At 71.2% G+C, this 23,146-nt stretch carries 23 protein-coding genes; 12 read left to right on the top strand and 11 right to left on the bottom strand.

Translation table 11 applies throughout. The features are described 5' to 3' along the window. Positions 1–61 precede the first annotated feature (61 nt). A complete protein-coding gene (recQ, locus tag ACGFH9_RS28200; protein WP_393225040.1) occupies positions 62–1,903 on the bottom strand; it encodes a DNA helicase RecQ in 1,842 nt (613 codons plus the stop codon). Positions 1,904–1,975: 72 nt separating this feature from the next. Then, complete coding sequence (locus tag ACGFH9_RS28195; protein ID WP_393225037.1) at positions 1,976–2,371, bottom strand: hypothetical protein; 396 nt, start codon at positions 2,369–2,371, stop codon at positions 1,976–1,978. 33 nt (positions 2,372–2,404) lie between these two features. Between ACGFH9_RS28195 and ACGFH9_RS28190 the strand changes: the two genes are divergently transcribed. The 10 genes from ACGFH9_RS28190 to ACGFH9_RS28145 all read left to right on the top strand — a co-directional run bounded on the left by ACGFH9_RS28190 (position 2,405) and on the right by ACGFH9_RS28145 (position 10,765). Beyond that, positions 2,405–3,253, top strand: coding sequence for a DUF5753 domain-containing protein (locus tag ACGFH9_RS28190; protein WP_393225034.1), 849 nt, complete (start codon positions 2,405–2,407; stop codon positions 3,251–3,253). A gap of 24 nt (positions 3,254–3,277) precedes the next feature. After that, the gene (locus ACGFH9_RS28185) at positions 3,278–3,481 is read left to right on the top strand and encodes a DUF397 domain-containing protein (RefSeq protein WP_393225031.1); all 204 of its coding nucleotides are present in this window, start codon (positions 3,278–3,280) and stop codon (positions 3,479–3,481) included. A gap of 141 nt (positions 3,482–3,622) precedes the next feature. Further along, positions 3,623–4,528 carry an RNase adapter RapZ gene (gene rapZ / locus ACGFH9_RS28180; protein ID WP_393225028.1) on the top strand — a complete coding sequence of 302 codons (906 nt, stop codon included), beginning with the start codon at positions 3,623–3,625 and terminating at the stop codon, positions 4,526–4,528. After that, positions 4,525–5,574 (top strand): 2-phospho-L-lactate transferase CofD family protein, encoded by a 1,050-nt coding sequence (locus ACGFH9_RS28175; protein WP_393225025.1) that lies wholly within the window; start codon positions 4,525–4,527, stop codon positions 5,572–5,574. The genes rapZ and ACGFH9_RS28175 overlap by 4 nt, the downstream gene beginning before the upstream one ends. A 54-nt stretch (positions 5,575–5,628) precedes the next feature. Then, positions 5,629–6,609, top strand: coding sequence for a DNA-binding protein WhiA (gene whiA, locus ACGFH9_RS28170; protein WP_030491583.1), 981 nt, complete (start codon positions 5,629–5,631; stop codon positions 6,607–6,609). A 265-nt stretch (positions 6,610–6,874) separates the two neighbouring features. Beyond that, positions 6,875–7,879, top strand: coding sequence for a type I glyceraldehyde-3-phosphate dehydrogenase (gap, locus tag ACGFH9_RS28165; RefSeq protein ID WP_393225023.1), 1,005 nt, complete (start codon positions 6,875–6,877; stop codon positions 7,877–7,879). A gap of 52 nt (positions 7,880–7,931) precedes the next feature. After that, positions 7,932–9,131: a phosphoglycerate kinase gene (locus ACGFH9_RS28160; RefSeq protein ID WP_393225020.1), complete on the top strand. Its 1,200-nt coding sequence runs from the start codon at positions 7,932–7,934 to the stop codon at positions 9,129–9,131. A 2-nt stretch (positions 9,132–9,133) separates the two neighbouring features. Next, positions 9,134–9,925: a triose-phosphate isomerase gene (gene tpiA, locus ACGFH9_RS28155; protein WP_355248568.1), complete on the top strand. Its 792-nt coding sequence runs from the start codon at positions 9,134–9,136 to the stop codon at positions 9,923–9,925. A gap of 95 nt (positions 9,926–10,020) precedes the next feature. After that, positions 10,021–10,281: a preprotein translocase subunit SecG gene (gene secG, locus ACGFH9_RS28150; protein ID WP_355049593.1), complete on the top strand. Its 261-nt coding sequence runs from the start codon at positions 10,021–10,023 to the stop codon at positions 10,279–10,281. A gap of 139 nt (positions 10,282–10,420) precedes the next feature. Further along, on the top strand, positions 10,421–10,765 hold the full coding sequence (locus ACGFH9_RS28145; protein WP_355248571.1) for an RNA polymerase-binding protein RbpA: 345 nt from the start codon (positions 10,421–10,423) through the stop codon (positions 10,763–10,765). Positions 10,766–10,802: 37 nt separating this feature from the next. Here the strand turns inward: ACGFH9_RS28145 and pgl are convergent, their stop codons facing one another. The 6 genes from pgl to tkt all read right to left on the bottom strand — a co-directional run bounded on the left by pgl (position 10,803) and on the right by tkt (position 19,262). Next, complete coding sequence (pgl, locus tag ACGFH9_RS28140; RefSeq protein ID WP_393225016.1) at positions 10,803–11,573, bottom strand: 6-phosphogluconolactonase; 771 nt, start codon at positions 11,571–11,573, stop codon at positions 10,803–10,805. A 121-nt stretch (positions 11,574–11,694) separates the two neighbouring features. Continuing rightward, positions 11,695–12,711, bottom strand: coding sequence for a glucose-6-phosphate dehydrogenase assembly protein OpcA (locus ACGFH9_RS28135; protein WP_393225013.1), 1,017 nt, complete (start codon positions 12,709–12,711; stop codon positions 11,695–11,697). Then, complete coding sequence (zwf, locus tag ACGFH9_RS28130; RefSeq protein WP_393225059.1) at positions 12,708–14,243, bottom strand: glucose-6-phosphate dehydrogenase; 1,536 nt, start codon at positions 14,241–14,243, stop codon at positions 12,708–12,710. The genes ACGFH9_RS28135 and zwf overlap by 4 nt, the downstream gene beginning before the upstream one ends. A 2-nt stretch (positions 14,244–14,245) precedes the next feature. Beyond that, positions 14,246–15,895 (bottom strand): glucose-6-phosphate isomerase, encoded by a 1,650-nt coding sequence (locus ACGFH9_RS28125; protein ID WP_355248580.1) that lies wholly within the window; start codon positions 15,893–15,895, stop codon positions 14,246–14,248. A gap of 37 nt (positions 15,896–15,932) precedes the next feature. Then, positions 15,933–17,108, bottom strand: coding sequence for a transaldolase (gene tal, locus ACGFH9_RS28120; RefSeq protein ID WP_393225009.1), 1,176 nt, complete (start codon positions 17,106–17,108; stop codon positions 15,933–15,935). A gap of 15 nt (positions 17,109–17,123) precedes the next feature. After that, a complete protein-coding gene (tkt, locus tag ACGFH9_RS28115) occupies positions 17,124–19,262 on the bottom strand; it encodes a transketolase (RefSeq protein WP_393225006.1) in 2,139 nt (712 codons plus the stop codon). Positions 19,263–19,516: 254 nt separating this feature from the next. Between tkt and ACGFH9_RS28110 the strand changes: the two genes are divergently transcribed. Both ACGFH9_RS28110 and ACGFH9_RS28105 read left to right on the top strand, forming a co-directional pair. Further along, positions 19,517–20,470 carry a heme o synthase gene (locus ACGFH9_RS28110; protein WP_393225004.1) on the top strand — a complete coding sequence of 318 codons (954 nt, stop codon included), beginning with the start codon at positions 19,517–19,519 and terminating at the stop codon, positions 20,468–20,470. A gap of 287 nt (positions 20,471–20,757) precedes the next feature. Beyond that, the gene (locus ACGFH9_RS28105; protein ID WP_393225001.1) at positions 20,758–21,093 is read left to right on the top strand and encodes a hypothetical protein; all 336 of its coding nucleotides are present in this window, start codon (positions 20,758–20,760) and stop codon (positions 21,091–21,093) included. Here the strand turns inward: ACGFH9_RS28105 and ACGFH9_RS28100 are convergent. From ACGFH9_RS28100 to ACGFH9_RS28090, 3 genes are all read right to left on the bottom strand, one after another. Then, positions 20,996–21,463, bottom strand: a complete 468-nt coding sequence (locus ACGFH9_RS28100) for a 2OG-Fe dioxygenase family protein (protein ID WP_393224998.1) — start codon at positions 21,461–21,463, stop codon at positions 20,996–20,998. The two genes, ACGFH9_RS28105 and ACGFH9_RS28100, sit on opposite strands and share 98 nt — an antisense overlap. Before the next feature lie 27 nt (positions 21,464–21,490). Continuing rightward, on the bottom strand, positions 21,491–21,922 hold the full coding sequence (locus tag ACGFH9_RS28095) for a hypothetical protein (RefSeq protein ID WP_355248598.1): 432 nt from the start codon (positions 21,920–21,922) through the stop codon (positions 21,491–21,493). Positions 21,923–22,012: 90 nt separating this feature from the next. Further along, entirely contained in the window at positions 22,013–22,972 is a 960-nt protein-coding gene (locus tag ACGFH9_RS28090; protein WP_393224995.1) for a heme A synthase, read from the bottom strand. Between the last annotated feature and the right edge of the window lie 174 nt (positions 22,973–23,146).

Here is a 23,146-nt window from a genome sequence, read left to right as displayed (position 1 = left end):
GCACCACCGACAAGGGCCGGACCCCACCACAGGGGGCCCGGCCCTTTCGGCATGCCCGGTGTCACTCGTCGGAGAGGACGGACAGGATCTGCTCGCCGTACTTGGCGAGCTTGTTCTCGCCGACGCCGTTGACCCGGGACAGCTCGGCCAGCGAGGTGGGCTTGTCACCCGCGATCTGCCGGAGCGTGGCGTCGTGGAAGATGACGTACGCGGGGACGCCCTGTTCCTTGGCGGTGGCCGCCCGCCACGCGCGCAGCCGCTCGAAGACGGACGCGGCGGCCGGGGTGAGCTCGGCCACGACGGTGGACGAGCCACGCGGCTTCGACGAGCGGCTCGACGCCGGCTTCTCCGGTTCGCGGCGCATGGTGACGGTACGGCGGCGGCCGAGCACGTCGGCGCTCGCCTCGGTCAGCGCGAGGGTGCCGTAGTCGCCCTCGACGGCGAGCAGTCCTTCGGCGAGGAGTTGCCGGACGACGCCTCGCCACTCGGCCTCGCTCAACTCGGTGCCGACGCCGAAGACGGTCAGCGAGTCGTGGCCGTACTGGCTGATCTTGTCGGTCTGTTTGCCGAGCAGGATGTCGACGCAGTGCCCGGCGCCGAACCGCTGGTTGCGTTCGCGGTCGAGGCGGAAGACGGTCGAGAGCAGCTTCTGGGCGGCGACCGTGCCGTCCCAGGACTCCGGTGGGCTGAGGCAGGTGTCGCAGTTGCCGCACGCTGACGCGGAGGTCTCGCCGAAGTATTCGAGGAGCTGGACCCGGCGGCAGCGCACCGTCTCGCAGAGCGCGAGCATCGCGTCCAGGTGTGCGGCGAGGTTGCGTCGGTGCGCGAGGTCGCCGTCGGACGTCTCGATCATCTTGCGCTGCTGGACCACGTCCTGGAGGCCGTACGCCAGCCAGGCCGTGGAGGGCAGGCCGTCGCGGCCGGCGCGGCCGGTCTCCTGGTAGTAGCCCTCGACGGACTTGGGCAGGTCGAGGTGGGCCACGAAGCGTACGTCGGGCTTGTCGATGCCCATGCCGAAGGCGATGGTCGCCACCATGACCAGCCCGTCCTCGCGCAGGAACCGTTGCTGGTTGGCGGCGCGGGTGACCGCGTCGAGGCCGGCGTGGTACGGCAGTGCGGCGATCCCGTTGGCGGTCAGGAACTCGGCGGTCTTGTCGACCGAGGCGCGGGACAGGCAGTAGACGATGCCCGCGTCGCCGGGATGCTCGTCGCGCAGCAGCGCCAGCAACTGCTTACGGGGCTCCCGCTTGGGCACGATCCGGTACTGGATGTTGGGCCGGTCGAAGCTGGCCACGAAGTGCCGAGCGTCGTCGAGCCCCAGCCTGCTGGCGATCTCGCGGCGGGTGGCGCTCGTCGCGGTCGCGGTGAGCGCGATGCGGGGGACCTGCGGCCACCGCTCGTGCAGCATCGACAGCGCCAGGTAGTCGGGCCGGAAGTCGTGCCCCCACTGGGACACGCAGTGCGCCTCGTCGATCGCGAACAGGGAGATGCGCCCCCGGTCCAGCAGGGCGAGGGTGGACCGGACGCCGAGCGCCTCCGGCGCCAGGTAGAGCAGGTCCAGCTCGCCGGCCACGAAGGCCGCCTCGACCCGCCGCCGTGCGTCCAGGGTCTGGGTGGAGTTGAGGAAACCGGCGCGTACGCCGACCGCGGTGAGCGCGTCCACCTGGTCCTGCATGAGCGCGATCAGCGGCGACACGACGACGGCGACGCCGTCGCGGACCAGGGCCGGGATCTGGTAGCACAGCGACTTGCCGCCGCCGGTGGGCATCAGCACCAGCGCGTCGCCGCCGGCGACGACCTGGTCGATGACCTGCTGCTGGAAGCCGCGGAAGGCGTCGTAGCCGAACACCCGGCGCAGCACCGCCAGCGCGTCGTCGGTACGCAGGTCCGTCGGGGAAGCCATCCGCGGAGTCTACGAGCCGACCCCGACAGCACCACCCCCACGTCGGCCGGTGCGTCCGCCGCACCGCGACGGTCACTGCCCCGGCAGGCCGTCTCCGTCGCCCCAGCAGAGCCCGCCGATGCCGGCTGCGCTGTGAAAGCCGGGGTGTCCGTTGACGTCCATGCAGATTTCGTTGTCGGGGCCGCTCCGGCCGCAGAACACCGGCTCGACGTGGTGCCAGGCGTCGGCCCGGGACAGCAGCGCGGCCCCGGCGGCCACCTCGGGGCGCAGGGTCGTCAACCCCTCCGTGTAGACGACGGCCTGGTCGCGGGCCTCCGTCAGGTCCGTCGCCAGGTAGGACAGGTGCAGCGTCCAGCGCCGGCCCGCCGGCCGCTCGCGCTCCGCCGGACCCAGAGCGATGAGGTACGACGACAGTGTCTCCGGCTTCGCCAACGCGACCGCGATGGCGGCCCGGATCCGCTCGGACACGTCGGCCCGGTCGAGCAGAGCGGCCAGGTCGTCGTGGACGTCAGTCCGACGATCAGGGCCCGCCGGCTGCGGCGCGAGTTGCGCCGCCTACGGGATCGCACCGGCCACACCGCCGAGGAGGTCGCCAAGATCCTGGGCTGGCACCGGACGAAGGTCATCCGCTTCGAACTCGGACACTCGCGGGTGATGCCCAAGGACCTGCCCCCGTTGCTCGACCTTTACGACGCGTCAGGGGACGAGCGGGAGTCGCTGACCGCGTTACTCCGGCAGTCGCGCCAGAAGGGCTGGTGGAGCGCGTACGGCGACGTGCTGCCGGACGACTACGTCGGCTTCGAGGCGGAGGCGACGTCGATCAGCGCCTTCGAGTGTCTGTACGTTCCCGGCCTGTTGCAGACGGAGGAGTACGTCCGCGCCATCGTCAGAGCGGGCCGCAGCACCGCCGACCAGGACGAGACCGATCGAGTTGTCGCGGCGAGGCTCGCCCGCAAGGCCCTGCTGTCGCGTGACCTGCCGCCGTCATTGTGGGCGGTGGTGGATGAGGCCGCGGTTCGACGTGTGATCGGCGGCCCGAAGGTGATGCGTGCGCAGCTCACCCGCCTGATCGAAGCGTGCGCGATGCCCTCGGTCGAGATCCAGGTCCTGCCGTTCGCGGCCGGGGCGCACGCGGCGATGGCCGGAGCCTTCACCCTGCTGGACTACGCAGATCCGGTCCTCGACCCGGCCGTCGTGTATCTCAGTAATGACTCCAGCACGCTGTTGCTGGAGGAGGACCGGCAGGTGGCCCGATATAGACTCATGTTCGACCACCTCCGGGCCAAAGCACTCGACCCTGACCGGTCTGCGGACCTTCTCGCGCGGGTTGCTGCTGAGGTCCCGGACTGAGTCCGACACCTTGGAGCGCTGCTGATGGCCCCCGCGAAGCTGGCACGGGTTTCCTGGCGCAAGAGCAGCCGCAGCGGCGCGAACGATTCGAACTGCGTCGAGGTGGCCGTACTCTCCGGCGGCCTGGCGGTGCGGGACTCCAAGGACCCGGACGGGCCGTCGCTCGTCTTCGCTCGGGACGCCTGGTCGTCGTTCGTGACCGGTCTGCGGCGCGACCCGCGCGCCTGACCGTCGCCGCACGAGGCTGACGGCGCTGCCAAATCTCCGACCCGCCGTCCGCGCCCGTCCCCGTCCCGGACGGCGGGATAGAGTCGCTGATTGACCAATCGCGGCCGATGGCGGCCGCGGCGCCACGGCTTGGGGGTACGGGTGAGCGAGGCGCACACAGTCGGTGACGGGCAGCCGACGGCCGAGTCGGAGACCACTCTGGTGGTGGTCACCGGGGTGTCCGGTGGCGGTCGCAGCACCGTCGCCCGCGCGCTGGAGAACGTCGGCTACTACGTGGTGGACAACCTGCCGCAGGCGCTCATGCTCGACATGGCCGAGCTGGCGTTCAAGGCCGGCGGCGCGGCCCGGCGTACGGCGATGGTCCTGGACGTGCGCTCGCGGGCCTTCTCCACCGACCTGGCCGGCGCGATCCGGGAGCTGAAGGAGCGCGGCTTCTCGCCCCGGGTGGTGTTCGTCGACGCCGACGACGAGGTCCTGATCCGCCGGTTCGAGAGCGTCCGGCGCTCGCACCCGTTGCAGGGTGACGGGCGGCTCGCCGACGGTATCGCCGTCGAGCGGGGGCTGTTGGAGGAGGCCCGCGACCAGGCCGACGTGATCATCGACACCAGCCACCTGAACGTCAACCAGCTCCGGCGGCGCATCGAGGAGCTGTTCGGCGGCGAGGACGCCCGGCGGCTGCGGGTGACCGTGCTGTCGTTCGGCTTCAAGTACGGCCTGCCGCCAGACGCCGACTTCGTGCTGGACGCCCGGTTCCTGCCCAATCCGTACTGGGTGCCGGAGCTGCGGGAGCACACCGGGCGGGAGGAGGCGGTGAGCGCGTACGTGCTGGGGCAGGAGGGCGCCGACGCCTTCGTCGCCTCGTACGCCGACCTGGTCAACGCCACCACCACCGGGTTCGAGCGGGAGGGCAAGCGGTACCTGACGGTGGCCGTGGGCTGCACCGGCGGCAAGCACCGCAGTGTGGCCATCGCCGAGGAGCTGGCCGGCCGGCTGCGCCAGGCGGGGCTGGCGGCCAACGCCCAGCACCGCGACCTGGGGCGGGAATGACGACGCGCCGGGTGGTGGCGTTCGGCGGCGGGCACGGCCTCTCCGCGTCGCTGCGCGCGCTGCGGCACTGCGCTCCGGAACTCGACCTGGACATCACGGCTGTGGTGACGGTCGGTGACGACGGCGGTTCCAGTGGCCGGTTGCGTGCCGAGCGGGGCGGCCTGCCCCCGGGTGACCTGCGGCAGGCCCTGGTCGCGCTGTCCGGTGACCATCCGGCCACCCGACGCAGCGCCAATCTCTTCCAGCACCGCTTCGCGTCGGCGCAGGCTGTCCGCGTACTCGAAGATGCCGGGACCGACGCGGCCCCGGCGGCGGGGGACGCGGCCGGCGCGGACGCGGACCCGGCGGTCCGGGCCGACGGGCTGGCCGGGCACGCGGTGGGCAACCTGGTGCTCTGCGGCCTCATGGAGCTGCTCGGCGACCCGGTGGCGGCGCTCGAGCACGCCGGGGCGATGCTCGGCGCGGTCGGGCGGGTGCTGCCGATGTCGCGTCAGCCGGTCGACATCGAGGCGCGGGTACGCGGGGTCCACCCGGACGCCCCGGACGAGGTGCGGACCGTGCGCGGCCAGCACCAGGTGGCGGTCACCACCGGGCGGGTCGAGTCGCTGCGGCTGACGCCGGCCGCCCCGGCCGCCTGCGCCGAGGCCCTGGCCGCGATCGGCGCGGCGGACTGGTTGATCTTCGGGCCGGGCAGTTGGTACACGAGCGTCCTGCCGCACCTGCTGGTGCCGCAGTTGGCCGACGCGATCGTGTCCAGCTCGGCCCGACGCCTGGTCACGCTCAACCTGGCCGCGGAGAAGGAGACCCTCGGCCTCTCGGTCGCCGATCATCTGGCGGCGCTGCACTGGTACCTGCCCGAGCTGAAGGTGGATCTCGTGCTGGCGGACGCCAAGGCGGTGGGTGACCCGGAACCGGTCGAACGTGCGGCAGAATCGCTGGGTGCCCGCCTGGTCCTCGCCCCCGTCGCCGTCACCGACGGCACTCCCCGCCATGATCCGGCTGCCCTGGGCGCCGCGCTGGTGCCTGTCCTGGGTGCCGATCGTTAGACACGTACGTAATCACCGGCGACACGCCGGAACAGGTCCGTGAGGGGACGCACAATGGCGATGACGGCTGCGGTCAAGGACGAGCTGAGTCGGGTCGACGTGCCCAAGCCCTGCTGTCGGCGGGCAGAGATGGCCGCGCTGCTGCGCTTCGCCGGAGGGCTGCACATCGTCTCCGGACGCGTGGTGGTGGAGGCGGAGCTGGACACCGGGGCGGTGGCGCGCCGGCTGCGCCGGGAGATCGCCGAGGTCTACGGCTACCCCAGCGAGATCCACGTGCTGGCCTCCGGCGGGCTGCGCAAGGGCAGCCACTTCATCGTCCGGGTGGTCAAGGACGGCGAGGCGCTCGCCCGGCAGACCGGCCTGCTCGACGTGCGCGGCCGGCCGGTGCGGGGGCTGCCCCCGCACGTGGTGGCGGCGAACGTCTGCTGCGCGGTCTCCGCGTGGCGGGGCGCGTTCATGGCGCACGGTTCGCTCACCGAGCCCGGCCGCTCGAGCGCGTTGGAGATCACCTGCCCGGGGCCGGAGTCGGCGCTCGCGCTGGTCGGCGCGGCCCGCCGGATCGGCATCACGGCCAAGAACCGTGAGGTACGCGGGGTGGACCGGGTGGTGGTCAAGGACGGCGACGCGATCGCCGCGCTGCTCACCCGCATCGGCGCGCACTCCAGCGTGTTGGCGTGGGAGGAGCGTCGGGTACGCCGCGAGGTGCGGGCCACCGCCAACCGGCTGGCCAACTTCGACGACGCGAACCTGCGGCGCTCGGCGCGTGCCGCGGTGGCCGCCGCCGCCCGGGTCACCCGGGCGCTGGAGATCCTGGCCGAGGAGGCGCCCAACCACCTCACCGACGCGGGGAGGCTGCGCCTGGAGCACCGGCAGGCGTCGCTGGAGGAGTTGGGAGCGCTCGCCGACCCGCCGCTGACCAAGGACGCCATCGCCGGGCGGATCCGCCGTCTGCTGGCGCTGGCCGACAAGCGGGCCCGGGACCTCGGCATTCCGGATACCGAAGCAGCCGTCACGCCCGACATGCTCGTGGTCTGATAGGACGGTGGGGCCGTACGGTGCGCCGGGAACTCGACCCGGCGCAGCGTGGTCCCGCGCGCTCGGATAGGGTCGCTGAGTACGGCAAGGGGGCCGACACCGGTACTTCTCGTCGTGCCCACCGCCTCGGGCGGTCAGGTCCTCAGACCGCGCGGCGGGGTGGCCGAGATGAACAGTCGACGGCCGGTTCCAACGGTCGGCGCACACCATTCCCGCCGGCCCGTTGAGTCAAGCCGGCGGACCAGAACGCAAGGAGATGGGACCTGTGACCATCCGGGTTGGCATCAACGGCTTCGGCCGAATCGGCCGTAACTTCTTCCGGGCAGTGCTGGCGTCCGACGCCGACATCGAGGTCGTGGCGGTCAACGACCTGACCGACAACGGCACGCTCGCCCACCTGCTCAAGTACGACAGCATCCTCGGCCGCCTGCCGTACGAGGTCAAGGCCACCGCCGACGAGATCACCGTCGGTGGCAAGACCATCAAGGCGTTCGCCGAGAAGGACCCGGCGGCGCTGCCGTGGGGCGAGGTCGGCGCGGACGTCGTCATCGAGTCGACGGGCTTCTTCACCGACGGCACCAAGGCCAAGGCGCACGTCGACGGCGGCGCCAAGAAGGTCATCATCTCCGCTCCGGCGAAGAACGAGGACGTCACCGTGGTCATGGGTGTCAACCACGACACCTACGACCCGGCGAAGCACACCATCATCTCCAACGCCTCGTGCACGACGAACTGCCTCGCGCCGATGGCGAAGGTCCTGCAGGACACGTTCGGCATCACCAAGGGTCTGATGACGACGATCCACGCGTACACCCAGGACCAGAACCTGCAGGACGCGCCGCACAAGGACCTGCGTCGCGCCCGGGCCGCCGCGCTGAACATCGTCCCGACCTCCACCGGCGCCGCGAAGGCCATCGGCCTGGTGCTGCCGGAGCTGAAGGGCAAGCTCGACGGGTACGCGCTGCGGGTGCCGATCCCGACCGGCTCGGCCACCGACCTCACCGTCGAGGTTGGCCGCGAGACCACCGTGGACGAGGTCAACGCCGCGCTGAAGGCCGCCGCGGAGGGCCCGCTCAAGGGCATCCTGGTCTACAACGAGGACCCGATCGTCTCTTCCGACATCGTCACCGACCCGGCGTCGTGCATCTTCGACGCGCCGCTGACCAAGGTCATCGGCAACCAGGTCAAGGTCGTCGGCTGGTACGACAACGAGTGGGGCTACTCCAACCGCCTCGTCGACCTGGTGAAGCTGGTCGGTACCTCGCTGTGAGTGCGAGGAGTGAGCTTGCGAGCCCCGCAGTCACGAACGGAGGGCTAGCTCTGTGAGCATCCGGACCCTCGACGACCTGCTCGCCGAGGGGGTGTCGGGTCGGCGCGTGCTGGTGCGCGCCGACCTGAACGTCCCGCTCGACAAGCAGACCGGTCAGATCACCGATGATGGCCGGATCCGCGCGGTGCTGCCGACCCTCGGCGCGCTGGTCGAGGCCGGCGCGAAGGTGGTCGTCTGCTCGCACCTGGGCCGCCCGAAGGGCGCTCCGGACCCGCAGTTCAGCCTGAGCCCGGTCGCCGGCCGGCTCGGTGAGCTGCTGGGCGCGCCGGTGCACTTCGCCACCGACACGGTCGGCGACTCCGCCCGCTCGACCGTCGCCGACCTGGCCGACGGCCAGGTCGCCCTGCTGGAGAACCTGCGCTTCAACGCCGGTGAGACCAGCAAGGACGAGGCCGAGCGTGGCGCGTTCGCCGACCAGCTCGCCGCGTTCGGCGACGCGTACGTCGACGACGCGTTCGGCGCCGTGCACCGCAAGCACGCCAGCGTCTACGACGTGCCGGCGCGACTGCCGCACGTCGCGGGCCGGCTGGTGCTGCGTGAGGTCGAGGTGCTCTCCAAGCTGACCAGCGAGCCCGAGCGGCCGTACGTGGTGGTGCTCGGCGGGTCCAAGGTCTCCGACAAGCTGGCCGTGATCGAGGCGTTGCTGCCGACTGTCGACCGGCTGCTCATCGGTGGCGGTATGTGCTTCACCTTCCTCAAGGCCCAGGGCCTGGAGGTGGGCACGTCGCTGCTGGAGAAGGACATGGTCGAGACCTGCCGCAACCTGCTGGAGCGGGCCGACGGCAAGATCCTGCTCCCGGTCGACGTGGTGGTCGCGGACGCGTTCGCGCCGGACGCCGCGCACGACACGGTCCGCGTCGACGGCATCCCCAGCCACCGGCTCGGCCTGGACATCGGCCCGGAGACGGTCGCCGGCTTCGCCGCCGCCCTGTCCCCGGCGAAGACGATCTTCTGGAACGGGCCGATGGGCGTGTTCGAGATGGCCGCCTTCGCTGCCGGCACCCGGGGCATCGCCGAGGCGATCACCAAGGCCGACGCGTTCAGCGTCGTCGGCGGCGGTGACAGCGCGGCGGCCGTGCGGGCGTTGGGCCTGGACGAGTCGAGCTTCGGTCACATCTCCACCGGTGGCGGCGCCTCCCTGGAGTACCTGGAGGGCAAGACCCTCCCCGGCATCGCGGCCCTGGAGAACTGAGCATGGCGAGCACGACCCGCCGGCCGTTGATGGCCGGCAACTGGAAGATGAACCTCAACCACCTCGAGGCCAACCTGCTCGTGCAGAAGCTGGCCGCGAGCCTCACCGAGAAGCAGCTCACCGAGGTCGAGACGGTGGTGCTGCCGCCGTTCACCGACCTGCGCACGGTGCAGACGGCGGTGGACGGCGACAAGCTGCTGATCGGCTACGGCGGGCAGGACCTGTCGCCGCACGCCTCCGGCGCGTACACCGGTGACATCTCCGGTCCGCTGCTGGCCAAGCTCGGCTGCACGTACGTGGTGGTCGGGCACTCCGAGCGGCGGGCCTACCACCACGAGGACGACTCGGTGGTCAACGCGAAGGTGAAGGCGGCGCTCACGCACGGCCTGACCCCCATCCTCTGCGTGGGGGAGGGGCTGGACGTACGCGAGCAGGGCACCCACGTGGCGCACTGCTCGGACCAGCTCGACGGTGGCCTCGCCGGGCTCACCCCCGAGCAGGTACGCCAGGTCGTCATCGCGTACGAGCCGGTCTGGGCGATCGGCACCGGCAAGACGGCGACGCCCGAGGACGCCCAGGAGGTCTGCGGGGCGGTCCGCCAGAGGTTGGCGGAGCGCTTCGACTCCGAGACCGCCGACGCGGTACGGGTCCTCTACGGCGGCTCGGTCAAGGCGTCGAACGTCGCCTCGATCATGGCCCAGCCGGACGTCGACGGCGGCCTGGTGGGCGGCGCGAGCCTGGACGCGGAGGAATTCGCGCAGATCTGCCGGTTCCCCGAGCACATCGCTCGCTGATCGCTCGCTATCCTGGACACCGCCCGTCCACCGGCCGGTGCCGGAGTGCCCGACCTGTCCGGGCGAGGATCGCTACGAGAGGACTGCCCCCAGCCATGCCGATCTGGTTCGCATACACGTTGATCGTGTTGCTGGTCATCACGAGCGTTCTGCTCACCCTGCTCATCCTGCTGCACCGCGGTAAGGGCGGCGGGTTGTCCAGCATGTTCGGCGGTGGCGTCAGCTCCAGCCTCGCCGGCTCCTCGGTGGCCGAGAAGAACCTGGATCGTTACACCGTTCTGGTGGGTGTCGTCTGGTTCGCGGCGATCGTCGGGCTGGGGCTCTGGCTCCGTCTCCAGATGAACAGCGGCACCTGAGCAGGCCCGCCAAGTCGTACAATCTGCGCGCGGTCCGTCACTCGACGGGCCGCGCGCAGTCTTTTCTCCGCTGCACCGCGTCGCCCGCCGCCCATCCCCGAAAGCGGCGGGTCCCCTCCGACGACAGGAGCGAGCAGCCGTGCCCAGTGGCAACGTCATCCGTGGCGCCCGGGTCGGGTCCGCGCCCATGCGCCCGGACGAGCGGCACCAACCCGCACCCCGACAGGCCGTCACCTACTGGTGCCGCAACGACCACCAGACCGACATCAGGATCGCGGCCGACGCCACGGCGCCGCCGCTGTGGGACTGCCCCCGCTGCGGGCTCCCCGCCGGCCTGGACGCCGAGAATCCGCCCGGGCGGGTCCGCGCCGAGCCGTACAAGAGTCACCTGGCGTACGTGAAGGAGAGGCGCACCGCCGAGGAGGGGGAGGCGCTACTGGCCGAGGCGCTCGCCGCGCTGCGTCGCCGACGCGGCGAAAGCTAGGGGGAGGACCCCGTCCAGGGGCCCTCCCGTCGTTCGTTCAGCGCAGGCTGCGGAAGCGGGCGGGCACGTCGGCGGCGGCCGCGCGGTCCAGCAGCCAGCGGGTGCGGTCGACGCCGCGCACTCCGGCGGCCGGCACCTGCACGTGGCCGGCGCCCGCCAGCGCCATGCCCACCGCGCGTGCCTTGTCGGTGCCGGCGGCCACGAGCCAGACCTCCTCGGCGGTGTTGATCGCCGCCAGGGTGAGGGTGGTCCGCACCGGTGGCGGCTTCGGGCTGCCCCGCACCGCGCTGACCGGCCGCGTGTCGTGGTGCACGGGATGCTCCGGGAAGACCGAGGCGACGTGCCCGTCCTCGCCGACACCGAGCATCAGCACGTCGAAGTGCGGCAGCGTGGCGTGCCCCGGCCGGGCGGCGCGAGCCAGCTCCTCGGCGTACGCGGCGGCGGCCGCCTCGGGGTCGTTGCCGGCCGGACCGTCGGAGGCCGGCATGGGATGCACCCGGGCCGGGTCCAGCGGCACCGAGTCCAGCAGGGCGGCCCGGGCCTGGGTCTCGTTGCGCTCCGGGTCGCCGGCGGGCAGGAACCGTTCGTCGCCCCACCACACGTCGACCCGGGACCAGTCGACCGCGTCGCGGGCCGGCAACTGCGCGACGGCCCGGTAGACGGCGGCGGCGACGCGACCACCGGTGAGCACCACCGCGGCCTCACCCCGGTCGGCCTGGGCGTCGAGAACCTTCACCAGCAGTCGGGCCGCCACGGCCTGCGCCAGCAGATCGGCGTCGGCGTGGACGGCGACACTCGCCTCACTCATGGGGTGTGCCTTCGTTTCCGGACCGCTGTGCGGTCGCTGTCGCGTCGTGCCCGGACGGGACGTCCGGAGTTGGCGGTGGAGGGCCGGGACGTGACGTCCCGGCCCTCCGGTGTCGTACTGCTCAGCTCTCGCCGCTCGTGCCGGTGTGCGCGGTGACCCCGGCCTCGGCGCGCTGGGCCGTGGCCGGATCCTTCCAGACGTGCACCCGCTGCGATGGGCGCTGTTCCAGACCGCGCAGGCCGGCGGTGGCGCCCAACGCCTCCGCGTACACCTGGTCGGCGTCGAGGCGGCGCAGCTCCTCGGCCAACTCGTCGCCGAGCGGCCGACGGACCAGCGGCAGGGTCCGGTCGTCCTGGCCGGTACGCCGGAACACCGCCAGGCTGTCCTCGCGGGTCAGCGTCAGCTTGTCGCCGTTGGCGCAGGTCAACTGCACCTCCCGCATCCGGGGAAACTCGTCGGTGTCCACCCGGCGCGGCGTGATGCCGAGCCGGCTGGACAGCCAACCGACCATCAGGGCTGCCGTCGGGTCGCTGGGTGGCGCGACGACTGTCGCCTCGGTGACCTGCTCGCTGGTGGTGTCGAACGCCCCGGCGACCAGGGTCCGCCACGGGGTGATCCGGGTCCACGCCAGGTCGGTGTCGCCCGGTGCGTAGTCCCGGGCCCGCTGGCGCAGCGCCTCCACCGGGTCGGCGGCCTGCGCCGTGTCGGTGATCCGCCGGTCGGCGACCACACCGAGGAAGTCGGTGGCGATCTCCGCGGGCGGCTCACCGTGCCACCAGGTCACCACCGGTACGTCCGGCACCAGCAGCGGCATCACCACCGACTCGGCGTGCAGGGCGAGTCGCCCGTACATCCGGGTGACCACCGCCTCGCACGGGCCGAGGCGACCGCCGACCACGATCTCCGCGTCCAGCCGGTTGCGTTCCCGCTCGATGTCGGAGCGGACCACGACCACCAGCCGGCACGGGTGGGCGGCGGCGGCGATGGTCGCCGCCGCCTCCGCCTCGCGGACCCGCTTCTCGTCCACCACCACGATGAGGGTGAGCGCCATGCCACTGGCCACACCACCGGCGCTACGCCGCTCGGCGGCCAGCGCCTTGACCACCTCGTTGCCGGTGGTGTCCCACAGCCCGATCATGCTCGTCTCCAAGCGCGACCCTCGCGGGCCAGCATCTCGTCGGAGGCCCGTGGACCCCACTCGCCGGCGCGGTACGGCTCCGGTGTGGTGCCCACCCAGGCGTGCTCCAGCGGGTCGATGACCTGCCAGCTCTGCTCGACCTCGGCCGCGTCCGGGAACAGGGTGCGGTCGCCGATCAGCACGTCCAGGACGAGGCGCTCGTACGCCTCCGGGCTGGACTCGGTGAACGCCTCGCCGTACTGGAAGTCCATCGCGATGTCGCGGACCTCCATCGTGGTGCCCGGCACCTTCGAGCCGAACTTGAGCACCACGCCCTCGTCCGGCTGTACGCGGATGACGAGCTGGTTGTTGCCCAGCGACTCCATGTCGGCGTCGTTGAACGGCAGGTGCGGCGCCTTCTTGAACATGATGGCGACCTCGGTGACCCGCCGGGGCAGGCGCTTGCCGGCCCGGATGTAGAACGGCACCTCGGCCCAGCGGCGGTTCTGGATGCCGAGGCGTACCGCCACGTACGTCTCCGTCGTGGAGTCGGCGGGGACGTCCTGCTCCTCCCGGTAGCCGACCGCGCGCTCGCCACCCACCCAGCCGGGCAGGTACTGGCCGCGGACGGTGTCCCGGGCCACGTCCTTCGGCAGGGTGATCGCCTTGAGCACCTTCAGCTTCTCGGCGCGGATCTCGTCCGCGTCGAAGCTGGTCGGCTCCTCCATCGCCACCAGGGCGAGGAGCTGGAGGAGGTGGTTCTGCAGGACGTCGCGGGCGGTGCCGACGGTGTCGTAGAAGCCGGCCCGGGTGCCGATGCCGACGTCCTCGGCCATGGTGATCTGCACCGAGTCGACGTACTTGGAGTTCCACAGCGGCTCGAACAGGTTGTTGGCGAACCGCAGGGCGAGGATGTTCTGGACCGTCTCCTTGCCCAGGTAGTGGTCGATCCGGAAGACGTCCTGCCGGGTGAACACGTCGTCGACCAGGTCGTTGAGCGCCTTCGCCGAGGGCAGGTCGTTGCCGAACGGCTTCTCCACCACCACCCGCCGCCAGCCGCCCGACTTCTCGTTGTCGGCCATCCCGGTGCGGGCGAGTTGCTTGAGCACGACGGGGAACGCGGCGGGCGGGATCGAGAAGTAGAACGCCGCGTTGCCGGCGATGCCGTGGGTCTGTCGCAGGTCGTCCAGGGTCGAGGCGAGCTGGTCGAAGGCGTCGTCGTCGTCGAACGACCCGCCGACGAACTTGATGTTGCCGGCCAGCCGCGCCCACACCTCCTCCCGCCACGGGGTGCGAGCGTGCTTGCGGGCCGCCTCGCACGCGAGGGTCTCGAAGTCGCCGTCACCCCAGTCACGGCGGGCGAACCCGAGCACCACGAAGCCGGGCGGCAGCAGCCCCCGGTTCGCCAGGTCGTAGACCGCGGGGAGCAGCTTCTTACGGGCCAGGTCGCCGGTCACCCCGAAGATCACCAGAGCGCACGGCTCCGGAATCCGGGGCAACCGGCGGTCCTGCGGGTCGCGTAGCGGGTTCACGCCTTGGGTCACGTCGTCCATCCTCACGTGCGCAGCTGACCGGCCGCGTCGAGTAGTTGGGCGACCCCGGCGGCCCGGTCGGTCAGGTGCAGCCGCAGTACCGGCCGCTCCCGGCCGGCGAGGGCCTGCCGGTCGCCGGCGGCCTGCGCCGCCTGCAACTCGCCGAAGGTGTACGGCTTGCCCGGAACGTCCAGGTCCTCCGCGACCGCGCCGGTCACCTGCAGGTAGCTGCCCACCTGGGGGCCGCCTTTGTGGTACTGGCCGGTCGAGTGCAGGAACCGCGGTCCCCACCCGAAGGTGACGGGCCGGCCGGACGCCTCGGCCAGCAGCGGCCGCAGGCCTGCTGTGTCGGCGTCGGCGAACCGGTCGAGGTACGCCATGACCGCCAGGTAGCCGTCGTCGCCCAGCCCGTCGAGCAGCCAGCGCAGGACGCCGGCCAGGTCACCCGGGGCGCCCTGCGGCGCGTACACCTCGATCGCGCCCTCGGTGAACGACGGCGACTCCGTCGGCAGGCCCGAGGCGAGAATCTTGTTGGTGTTCTCCTTGGACTCGGTGACGTTCGGCTGGTTGAACGGGTCGATGCCGAGCACCACGCCGGCCACCGCGGTGGCGTACTCCCAGGCCAGGAACTGCGCGCCCAGCGGACCGTTGACGGCCACGTCCGGGTCCGCGCCGCCGCCCGGCACGTCACCGGCCGCCAACGCGCCGCCGTAGCTGACGGTCAACACGTCGGCACCGGTCGCGCCGGGACTCTGCGGGGACTCCACGACCACCGGCAGGATGCCCACGCCGGCCTTACCGGTCGACTCGGCGATGAGCTGCTCGGCCCAGTCGCCCAGGCCGTCGATGCCGGTGCCGTCGGACACCAGGGCGACCTTGTCACGGGCCAGCGTGGCGGCGGCGCCCAGCGCGGCACCCAGCGCCAGCGCCGGGTTGTCACGGTCGGAGGCGAGCGACTCGGCCAACGCGTCGGCCTGGTCGATCAGCTCCGCCACCTCGACACCGGCCAACGCGGACGGCACCAGCCCGAACGCGGTCAGCGCCGAGTACCGGCCGCCCACGTTCGGGTCGGCGAGCACGGTGAACGCGCCCATCTCCGTCGCGGTCGTCTCCAACGGCGACCCCGGGTCGGTGACGATGACGAAGTGCCGGCCGGCCTCCGCCTCGGTCATCCCCGCGTCCAGGAACGCCTGCCAGTAGGCGCGGCGGTGGCTGTCGGTCTCCACCGTCGAGCCGGACTTGCTGGCCACCACGACGACGGTGCGTTCCAGCCGGTCACCGAGGGCCGCGCGGACCTGGCCCGGGTCGGTGGTGTCCAGCACGGTCAGCGGCCGACCCAGCGTCCGCGTGATCACCTCGGGGGCGAGCGACGAGCCGCCCATCCCGGCGAGGACCACGTGGTCCAGGTCGGCCAGCTCGGCCTTCAGCTCGGCGAGCTGCGCCAGCAGCTCCCGGCTGCGCCGGTGGGTGTCCACCCAACCGAGCCGGATCTTCGCCTCGGCCTCGGCGTCGGGGCCCCACAGGCCCGTCTCCTTGGCGGCCAGCCGGCCGGGGACGCCGGCCTTGACCAGCGCCTCCCGGGTCGAGGCGGGTGCGGACTTGTCGACCGCGTCCGCGCCGTACACCGCGAGCCCGGCAGCGGCCTCCACCGGCCCTGCGAGAAGGTCACTCATGCCGCCACTCCGCTTCGCTGCGTGCTGATTCGGTCGTTCACGCGCCACCGGCCTTCTCGGCGGCCTTGGCGTTGCCCTTGGCGGCCTCGTTCGGAGCGCCCTTGCCGGCGCCGGCCGCCTTGAGCGACTTGGTGACGCCGTCGAGCAGCTCCTGCCAGCTCGCCTCGAACTTCTCCACGCCCTCGCGCTCCAGGGTGGCGATCACGTCGGACATGTCCACCCCGACCGACTCCAGGTCCGTGAAGACCTTCCGGGCCGCGTCGTAGGACCCGGTGACGGTGTCACCGCGGGTCTCGCCATGATCGGCGTACGCGTGGATGACCGACTCCGGCATGGTGTTGACCGTGCCGGGGGCGATCAGCTCCTCGACGTAGATGACGTCCCGGTAGTCCGGGTTCTTGGTCGAGGTGGAGGCCCACAGCGGCCGCTGCGGGTGCGCGCCCGCGGTCTCGAGCGCCTTCCAGCGGTCCGAGGAGAAGACCTCGGTGTAGCGCTCGTACGCCAGCTGGGCGTTGGCCACGGCGGCCTTGCCCTTCAGAGCCTTGGCCTCATCCGAGCCGACCTTCTCCAGCCTCTTGTCGACCTCGGAGTCGACGCGGGAGACGAAGAACGACGCGACCGAGCCGATTGTCGACAGGTCGTGACCGTTCGCCTTGGCCTGCTCCAAACCGGTCAGGAACGCCTCCATGACCGCCGAGTAGCGGTCCAGACCGAAGATCAGCGTCACGTTGACGCTGATCCCCTCGGCGAGCGTGTCGGTGATCGCCGACAGGCCCTCCTCGGTGGCTGGGATCTTGATGAAGAGGTTGGGCCGGTCGACCAGCCACCACAGCCCCTTGGCCTCGGCAACCGTCTTGTCCGCGTCGTGCGCGCTGCGCGGGTCCACCTCGATCGAGACCCGGCCGTCCACGCCGGCGCTGCCGTCGTACGACGGGCGCATCACGTCACAGGCCCACCGTACGTCGTACGTGGTGAGCATCCGTACGGCCTCTTCCACGTCGACGTCTCGGATGGCCAGGTCGCGCAGCTGCCAGTTGTACTCGTCGGCGTCGCTCAAGGCCTTCGCGAAGATCGTCGGGTTGGTGGTGACCCCGGCGACGTGCTTCTCACGGCGGAGCTGATCCAGCCCGCCGGAGCTCAGACGCACCCGGGAAAGATCATCGAGCCAGACCGCCACACCCGCGGCGGTGAGCTCATTCAGCTTGTCGGTCATGCCGTCCACGCTCCCTCAGTTGCCGGTCGTGAAACCGGTGATGTCGCCCACCCGAGCCAGCGAGGCGTGTGCCGCCGCGACGATCCGGTCGGGGGTGAACCCGAACTGCTCGAAGAGCACGGTGTACGGGGCGCTCGCGCCGTAGTGCTCGATGCTGACGCTCTCGCCCAGGTCGCCGACGACCCCGCGCCAGGACATCGCGATGCCCGCCTCCACGCTCACCCGTGCCTTTACCCCGCGCGGCAGCACCGACTCCCGGTATGCCTCGTCCTGCTCGTAGAACCACTCCTGGCAGGGCATCGAGACCACCCGGGTCGGGGTGCCGTCGGCCTCCAGCCGCTCCCGGGCGGTCAGGCAGAGCTGCACCTCGGAACCGGTGCCCACGATGATCACCTGGGGCTTGCCGGTGGACGCCTCGGCCAGCACGTAACCACCCTTGGCCACACCCGCCACGTCGCCCAGCACGTCGCGGTCCAGGGTCGGCAGGGCCTGGCGGCTCAGCGCCATCGCGGTCGGCCGGTCGGTGTGCTCCAGCGCCAGCCGCCAGGCCCACACCGTCTCGTTGGCGTCCGCCGGACGGACCACGTCCAGGCCCGGAATGGCGCGCAGCGCGGTCAGGTGCTCCACCGGCTGGTGGGTCGGGCCGTCCTCGCCCAGGCCGATCGAGTCGTGCGTCCAGACGTACGTCACCGGCAGCTTCATCAGCGCGGCCAGCCGCACCGACGGGCGCATGTAGTCGCTGAACACGAGGAACGTGCCGCCGTACGGGCGGGTGCCGCCGTGCAGGGCGATGCCGTTGAGGATCGCGCCCATGGCGTGCTCACGGATGCCGAAGTGCAGCGTGCGGCCGTACTCGTCGCCCGGGAAGTCCTTGGTCGCGTGCTCCGCCGGGATGAACGACGGCTCGCCCTTCATGGTGGTGTTGTTGCTCTCGGCCAGGTCGGCCGAGCCGCCCCACAGCTCCGGCAGCACCGGCGCGAGCGCCTCCAGCACCTTGCCGGACGCGGCCCGGGTGGCCACGCCCTTGGCGTCGGCGGGGAAGACCGGCAGCGCGTCGGTCCAGCCGTCGGGCAGCACCCGGCCGGCGAGCCGCTCGTAGAGCGCCGTGCGCTCCGGGTTGGCCTTCTTCCAGGCGTCGAACGCGCCGGTCCACTCCTGCTCGGCGTCGGAGCCGCGACCCATCACGGTGCGGGCGTGCCCCAGCACCTCGTCGTCGACCTGGAAGGTCTGCTCCGCGTCGAAACCGAGGATCCGCTTGGTGGCCTTCACCTCGTCGGCGCCGAGCGCCGAGCCGTGGATCTTGCCGGTGTTCTGCTTGTTGGGGGCGGGCCAGCCGATGATGGTGCGCAGCGCGATGAAGGAGGGGCGAGCCGTCTCCGCCTTGGCGGCCACCAGCGCGTCGTACAGCGCCTCGACGTTCTCGTGGTAGTCGCCCTGGTCGGCGTCGCCGCTGCGCCAGTCGACGGTCTGCACGTGCCAGCCGTACGCCTCGTAGCGGGCCGCGACGTCCTCGCTCTTGGCGATGCGGGTGTCGTCCTCGATCGAGATCTCGTTGTCGTCGTAGATCACCGTGAGGCTGCCCAGCTGCTGGTGCCCGGCGAGGGCGCTGGCCTCGTGGCTGATGCCCTCCTCGATGTCGCCGTCGGAGACGATGCACCAGATGTTGTGGTCGAAGACCGACGTGCCCGGCTCGGCCTCCGGGTCGAACAGGCCACGCTCGCGACGGGCCGCCATGGCCATGCCGACCGCGTTGCCCAGGCCCTGCCCGAGCGGACCGGTGGTGGTCTCGACGCCCGGCGTGTGCCCGTGCTCCGGGTGGCCCGGGGTCATCGAGCCCCACTGCCGCAGCGACTTCAGGTCGTCCAGGCTCAGCGGGTAGCCGGACAGGAACAGCTGGATGTAGAGCGTCAGGCTCGAGTGGCCGGCGGAGAGGACGAACCGGTCCCGGCCGGGCCAGTTCGGGTCGGCCGGGTTGTGCCGCATGACCCGGTTGAAGAGAAGGTAGGCCGCGGGCGCGAGGCTCATCGCGGTGCCCGGGTGACCGTTGCCGGATTTCTCCACGGCATCCATGGCCAGGACGCGGACGGTGTCGACGGCCCGGCGATCGAGGTCGGACCAGTTGAGTTCGGAGTGCTCGGGTCGGTTGGCAGCCACGATGGTTGTGCTCCTCGGCAGATGGGCGGAACCCTCAGTGGTGACCCTATCGAGCGTGACTAAACGTCCGCCCGGGGATCTCGCATGGTGTGCGGTACGTGACGGCGGGCCGAGTCGTTCAACCCGGTTGTGTGACGGCCCGCACCGTTGTCGGGTCGGCCGGGCAGCCAAAACGACAACGCGTAGTGTGTGGGTCGGTGTGCGGCCCTCGGCCGACCCGATCTCCCCGTGCCGATGCCGGAAGGTGGCAATCCGTGAGCATGATCACCGAGCGCCCCGCGAGCAACCCCGCCGGGCAGTCCCCGGCGCGGGCGGCCGAGGGTCCGGTGGCGCGGCGGGACGTGCGCGCGATCGTGTCGTCGTACGTGGCGCTGACCAAGCCGCGCATCGTCGAGCTGCTGCTGGTCACCACCATCCCGGCGATGATGTTCGCCGAGGGTGGCCTGCCGTCGCTGTGGCTGATGGCCGTGGTGCTCATCGGTGGCTCGCTCGCCGCGGGGGCGGCAAGCGTCCTCAACTGCTACATCGACCGGGACATCGACCAGTTGATGCGGCGGACCAAGCGGCGTCCGCTGCCGGCGCACACGGTGTCGCCGCGCAGCGCCCTGGTCTTCGGGCTGGTGCTGGCGGCCGTCTCGATCGTCCTGATGGCGGCGTTCACCAACCTGCTCGCCGCCGGCCTGACGCTCGCCGCGATCGTCTACTACGACGTCGTCTACACGATGTGGCTCAAGCGCTCCACGCCGACGAACACCTTCTGGGGTGGCGCCTGCGGTGCCGCGCCGGTGCTCATCGGGTGGGCGGCGGTCACCGGCGGGCTGGCCCCGGCGGCCTGGGCGCTGTTCGCGGTGGTCTTCTTCTGGCAGATGCCGCACTTCTACCCGCTCGCCATGAAGTACAAGGACGACTACGCCCGGGCCGGCATCCCGATGCTCCCCGTGGTGGCCTCGATCCGCCGCGTGAACGCCGAGATTCTGATCTTCGCCTGGCTCACCGTGCTGACCTCCCTCGCGGTCTGGCCGCTGGGCCTGAGCGCGATCTACGGCGTGCCGACCCTGGTGGTGGGCGCGATCTTCGTGGTCGAGGCGCACAAGCTCTGCCGGCGGGCGACGCGTGGCGAGGCGGTCAAGCCGATGCGGCTGTTCCACTGGTCGACGACGTACCTGACGATCGTGTTCGTGGCCGTCGCGCTCGACGCGCTGATCTGACCCTGGCCGGCGCGCGGCCTCTGGGTTTCGCCGGCAATCCTGTTAACAGTCACCATCGTGGATGAGTTGTCCCTGTTTAACGTCACATCAGAGTAACTTTCGGCATGAGTCGTATCGGCTCAACCTGGGGGAGTTGCGAGCTGATGTGCCTTCGTGTTTACAGCGGGAAAGTCAGGATTTAAACGGACAGGAACTACCTGGTTCTCGCTAAACCTGTACGTAATTGGCATCACAAAAGCTTCATGGTTCTCGCCCGGGCGAGTGGAACTCTGCTTAGGCTTCGCGTCATGGCAGATGGTTCCGATACGACGCTGACGGCCGAGCAGACCTCCGGCGAGCAGGCCCCGCAGGGCCTGGTCGCGGGTCTCAAGTCGTTCGCCGCCGAACACGGCGGCGCGAAGGCCGTCATCGAGTACGTCGGTAAGCGCGGCGCGCGGATCGTCCTCGTGGGCACCGACGGTGAGTGGGGCGACCAGTTCGCCGAGGACACCGTCACGGCCCGGGAGGCGTGCGCCAAGGCGGGAGTCACCGTCGAGAACGCCTGGGAGCGTGAACTGATGGACCAGATGCGACCGAGCAACGACCTCTGGCGGTCGATGGCCCGGCGCACGATGGCCCGCTGAGACAGATAGCTGAATCGACCAACCACCACCAGCCGACCCGGGGGAACCCGGGTCGACCTATATCGGCGTGTAGCTGCCCCACCAGTGACCCGTCGTGGTCGTAGGGCGAGGTGGTGCCGCCGGTGACCCCCTGCCGCCCGATGTGGTGCAGGGCGATGAAGTCGAAGCCGTCGCGGTGCACACCCTCCGGTGACGGCGACGCCGTGCCGCCGGCGCCGGTAGGCACCGCCCCGCAGATAGGGATCCAGCGGTAGCGTCGACCACGCGGCCAGCAGGTCCTCCAGGGCTGCCTGCCTCGTCTCCTGCACCCGGAACGCGGAGGACGGGACGAAGGCGTAGCCCGCCTCGCGCACCCGGCGACGCACCTCATCCGGGTCGGCGACGAGTTCCTGCGCCCTCACGCGTTCTTGGCCCTGCTCAGAAGGATCTCGTTGACCCACGGATGCCACGCCGGATGACGGTGGTGGAAGCGGCACAGCTCCGGACTGGCGTCGAGCATCTCGAGGATGTAGTGCCGCCAGCCTTCCTGGTCGCGGTGGCTGAGTTCCTCCTGCCGCCGCCAGATCCACTCGAAGACGTCCAGGACGAGTTCGGCGGCCGCCTCCACCCGGTGCCGGTCGACGTCGTCCTCGGCGAGCTGCACCCCGTCGTAGAAGTACGGCCTCAGGTCCGGCTGGGCCAGGAAGAGCCGGTCGACTTCCAGGAACAGGTCGGTGCTCCGGTCGTACGCGGCGAATCGGGTGTCCGTACGGGTGTAGCGCAGGGCGACCGCGCCTGACCCGAGCGACACCAGGAGCGCGAAGACGGAGACGGCATCACTGAAGACCATCGACACCCCTAGATCGAGCTTCGTGATCGCAGGGTAGCAACCAGTCGACACCGTCGACGTCCCGCCGGTGCTGCCGCGTGTACGCGACGGTCAGGCGGTGACCGCGACCGCCGTCTCGGCCGCCGGCGCGATGTGTTCGCCGTTGGCCGGGAGGCGTTCGCGGGTGGACCACTGGACCGCGAGGGCGGCCAGCAGCACCAGGCACGAGCCGAGCATGTGCGCGCCGACCAGGAGTGCCGGTACGTGGGTGAAGTACTGCACGAAGCCGATGAGTCCCTGGCCCAGCTCCACCGCCAACAGGACGACGGCGGCCCGGGTGGCCCGTCGCGCGCCCACCGCGCGGAATGCGAAGACGAGTGCCACGGACAGGCCGATCAGCAGGAAGACCCCGTCGGCGTGGACCTGGGAGATCGACTCCGGGTCCAGGCCGTTGCGGGCCGCGCCGTGGTCGCCGGCGTGTGGCCCGCTGCCGGTGACCCAGGTGCCGATCACCAGCACCGCGACGGTGACGCCGGTGGTGATCCGGGCGAGCGTGCGCAGGGGAGTGGGCACCACGGCGATCGCGGGGCCGTCCGGGTCGCCGATCCGGCGCCAGAGGGCGTACGCGGCGGCGATCACCGCCATCGAGGCGAGGAAGTGCAGCCCCACCACCCACGGGTTGAGGTTGGTGAGCACCGTGATGCCGCCGACCACCGCCTGGGCGGGGATACCGAAGAACACGGCGACGGCCAGCGCGAGGAGCCCGGGTCGGCGGGGTCGGTGGACCAGCACGGCCAGCACGGTGGCCAGTGCGACGAGACCGACCGCGAAGGTCAGCATCCGGTTGCTGAACTCGATCACCCCGTACACACCCATCTCGGGCGTGGTGACGTACGAGTCGTCGGTGCACCGGGGCCAGGTGGGGCAGCCGAGGCCCGATGCGGTCAACCGGACCGCCCCGCCGGTGACGACGATGCCCACGTTCGCGATGATCGAGGTGAGCGCGAGGCGGCGCAGCAGGGTGCCGGAGACCGGACGGACGATTCGGTTCACGGCGCAAATCCTACGCACCGTAGTGATCGAGGTTCGTCCGACTCCGACGACGCGGTGGTTCGGATCACCGGGGCCCGGGTTTGCCACCCCTCGGGCAATTACGTAACGTTGGCGTTGTGAAAAACGCGGCGGCGCTCTCCGGGCACCAGTCGACGGCCGCCCAGGCCGTCGGCGCGTCCGCGTCCGCCCTCG

This window comes from Micromonospora sp. NPDC049102, assembly GCF_043197485.1.
Lineage (GTDB): Bacteria > Actinomycetota > Actinomycetes > Mycobacteriales > Micromonosporaceae > Micromonospora.
Note: the sequence above shows the minus strand (reverse complement) of the source record. Positions and strands in the feature narration are given on the sequence as shown.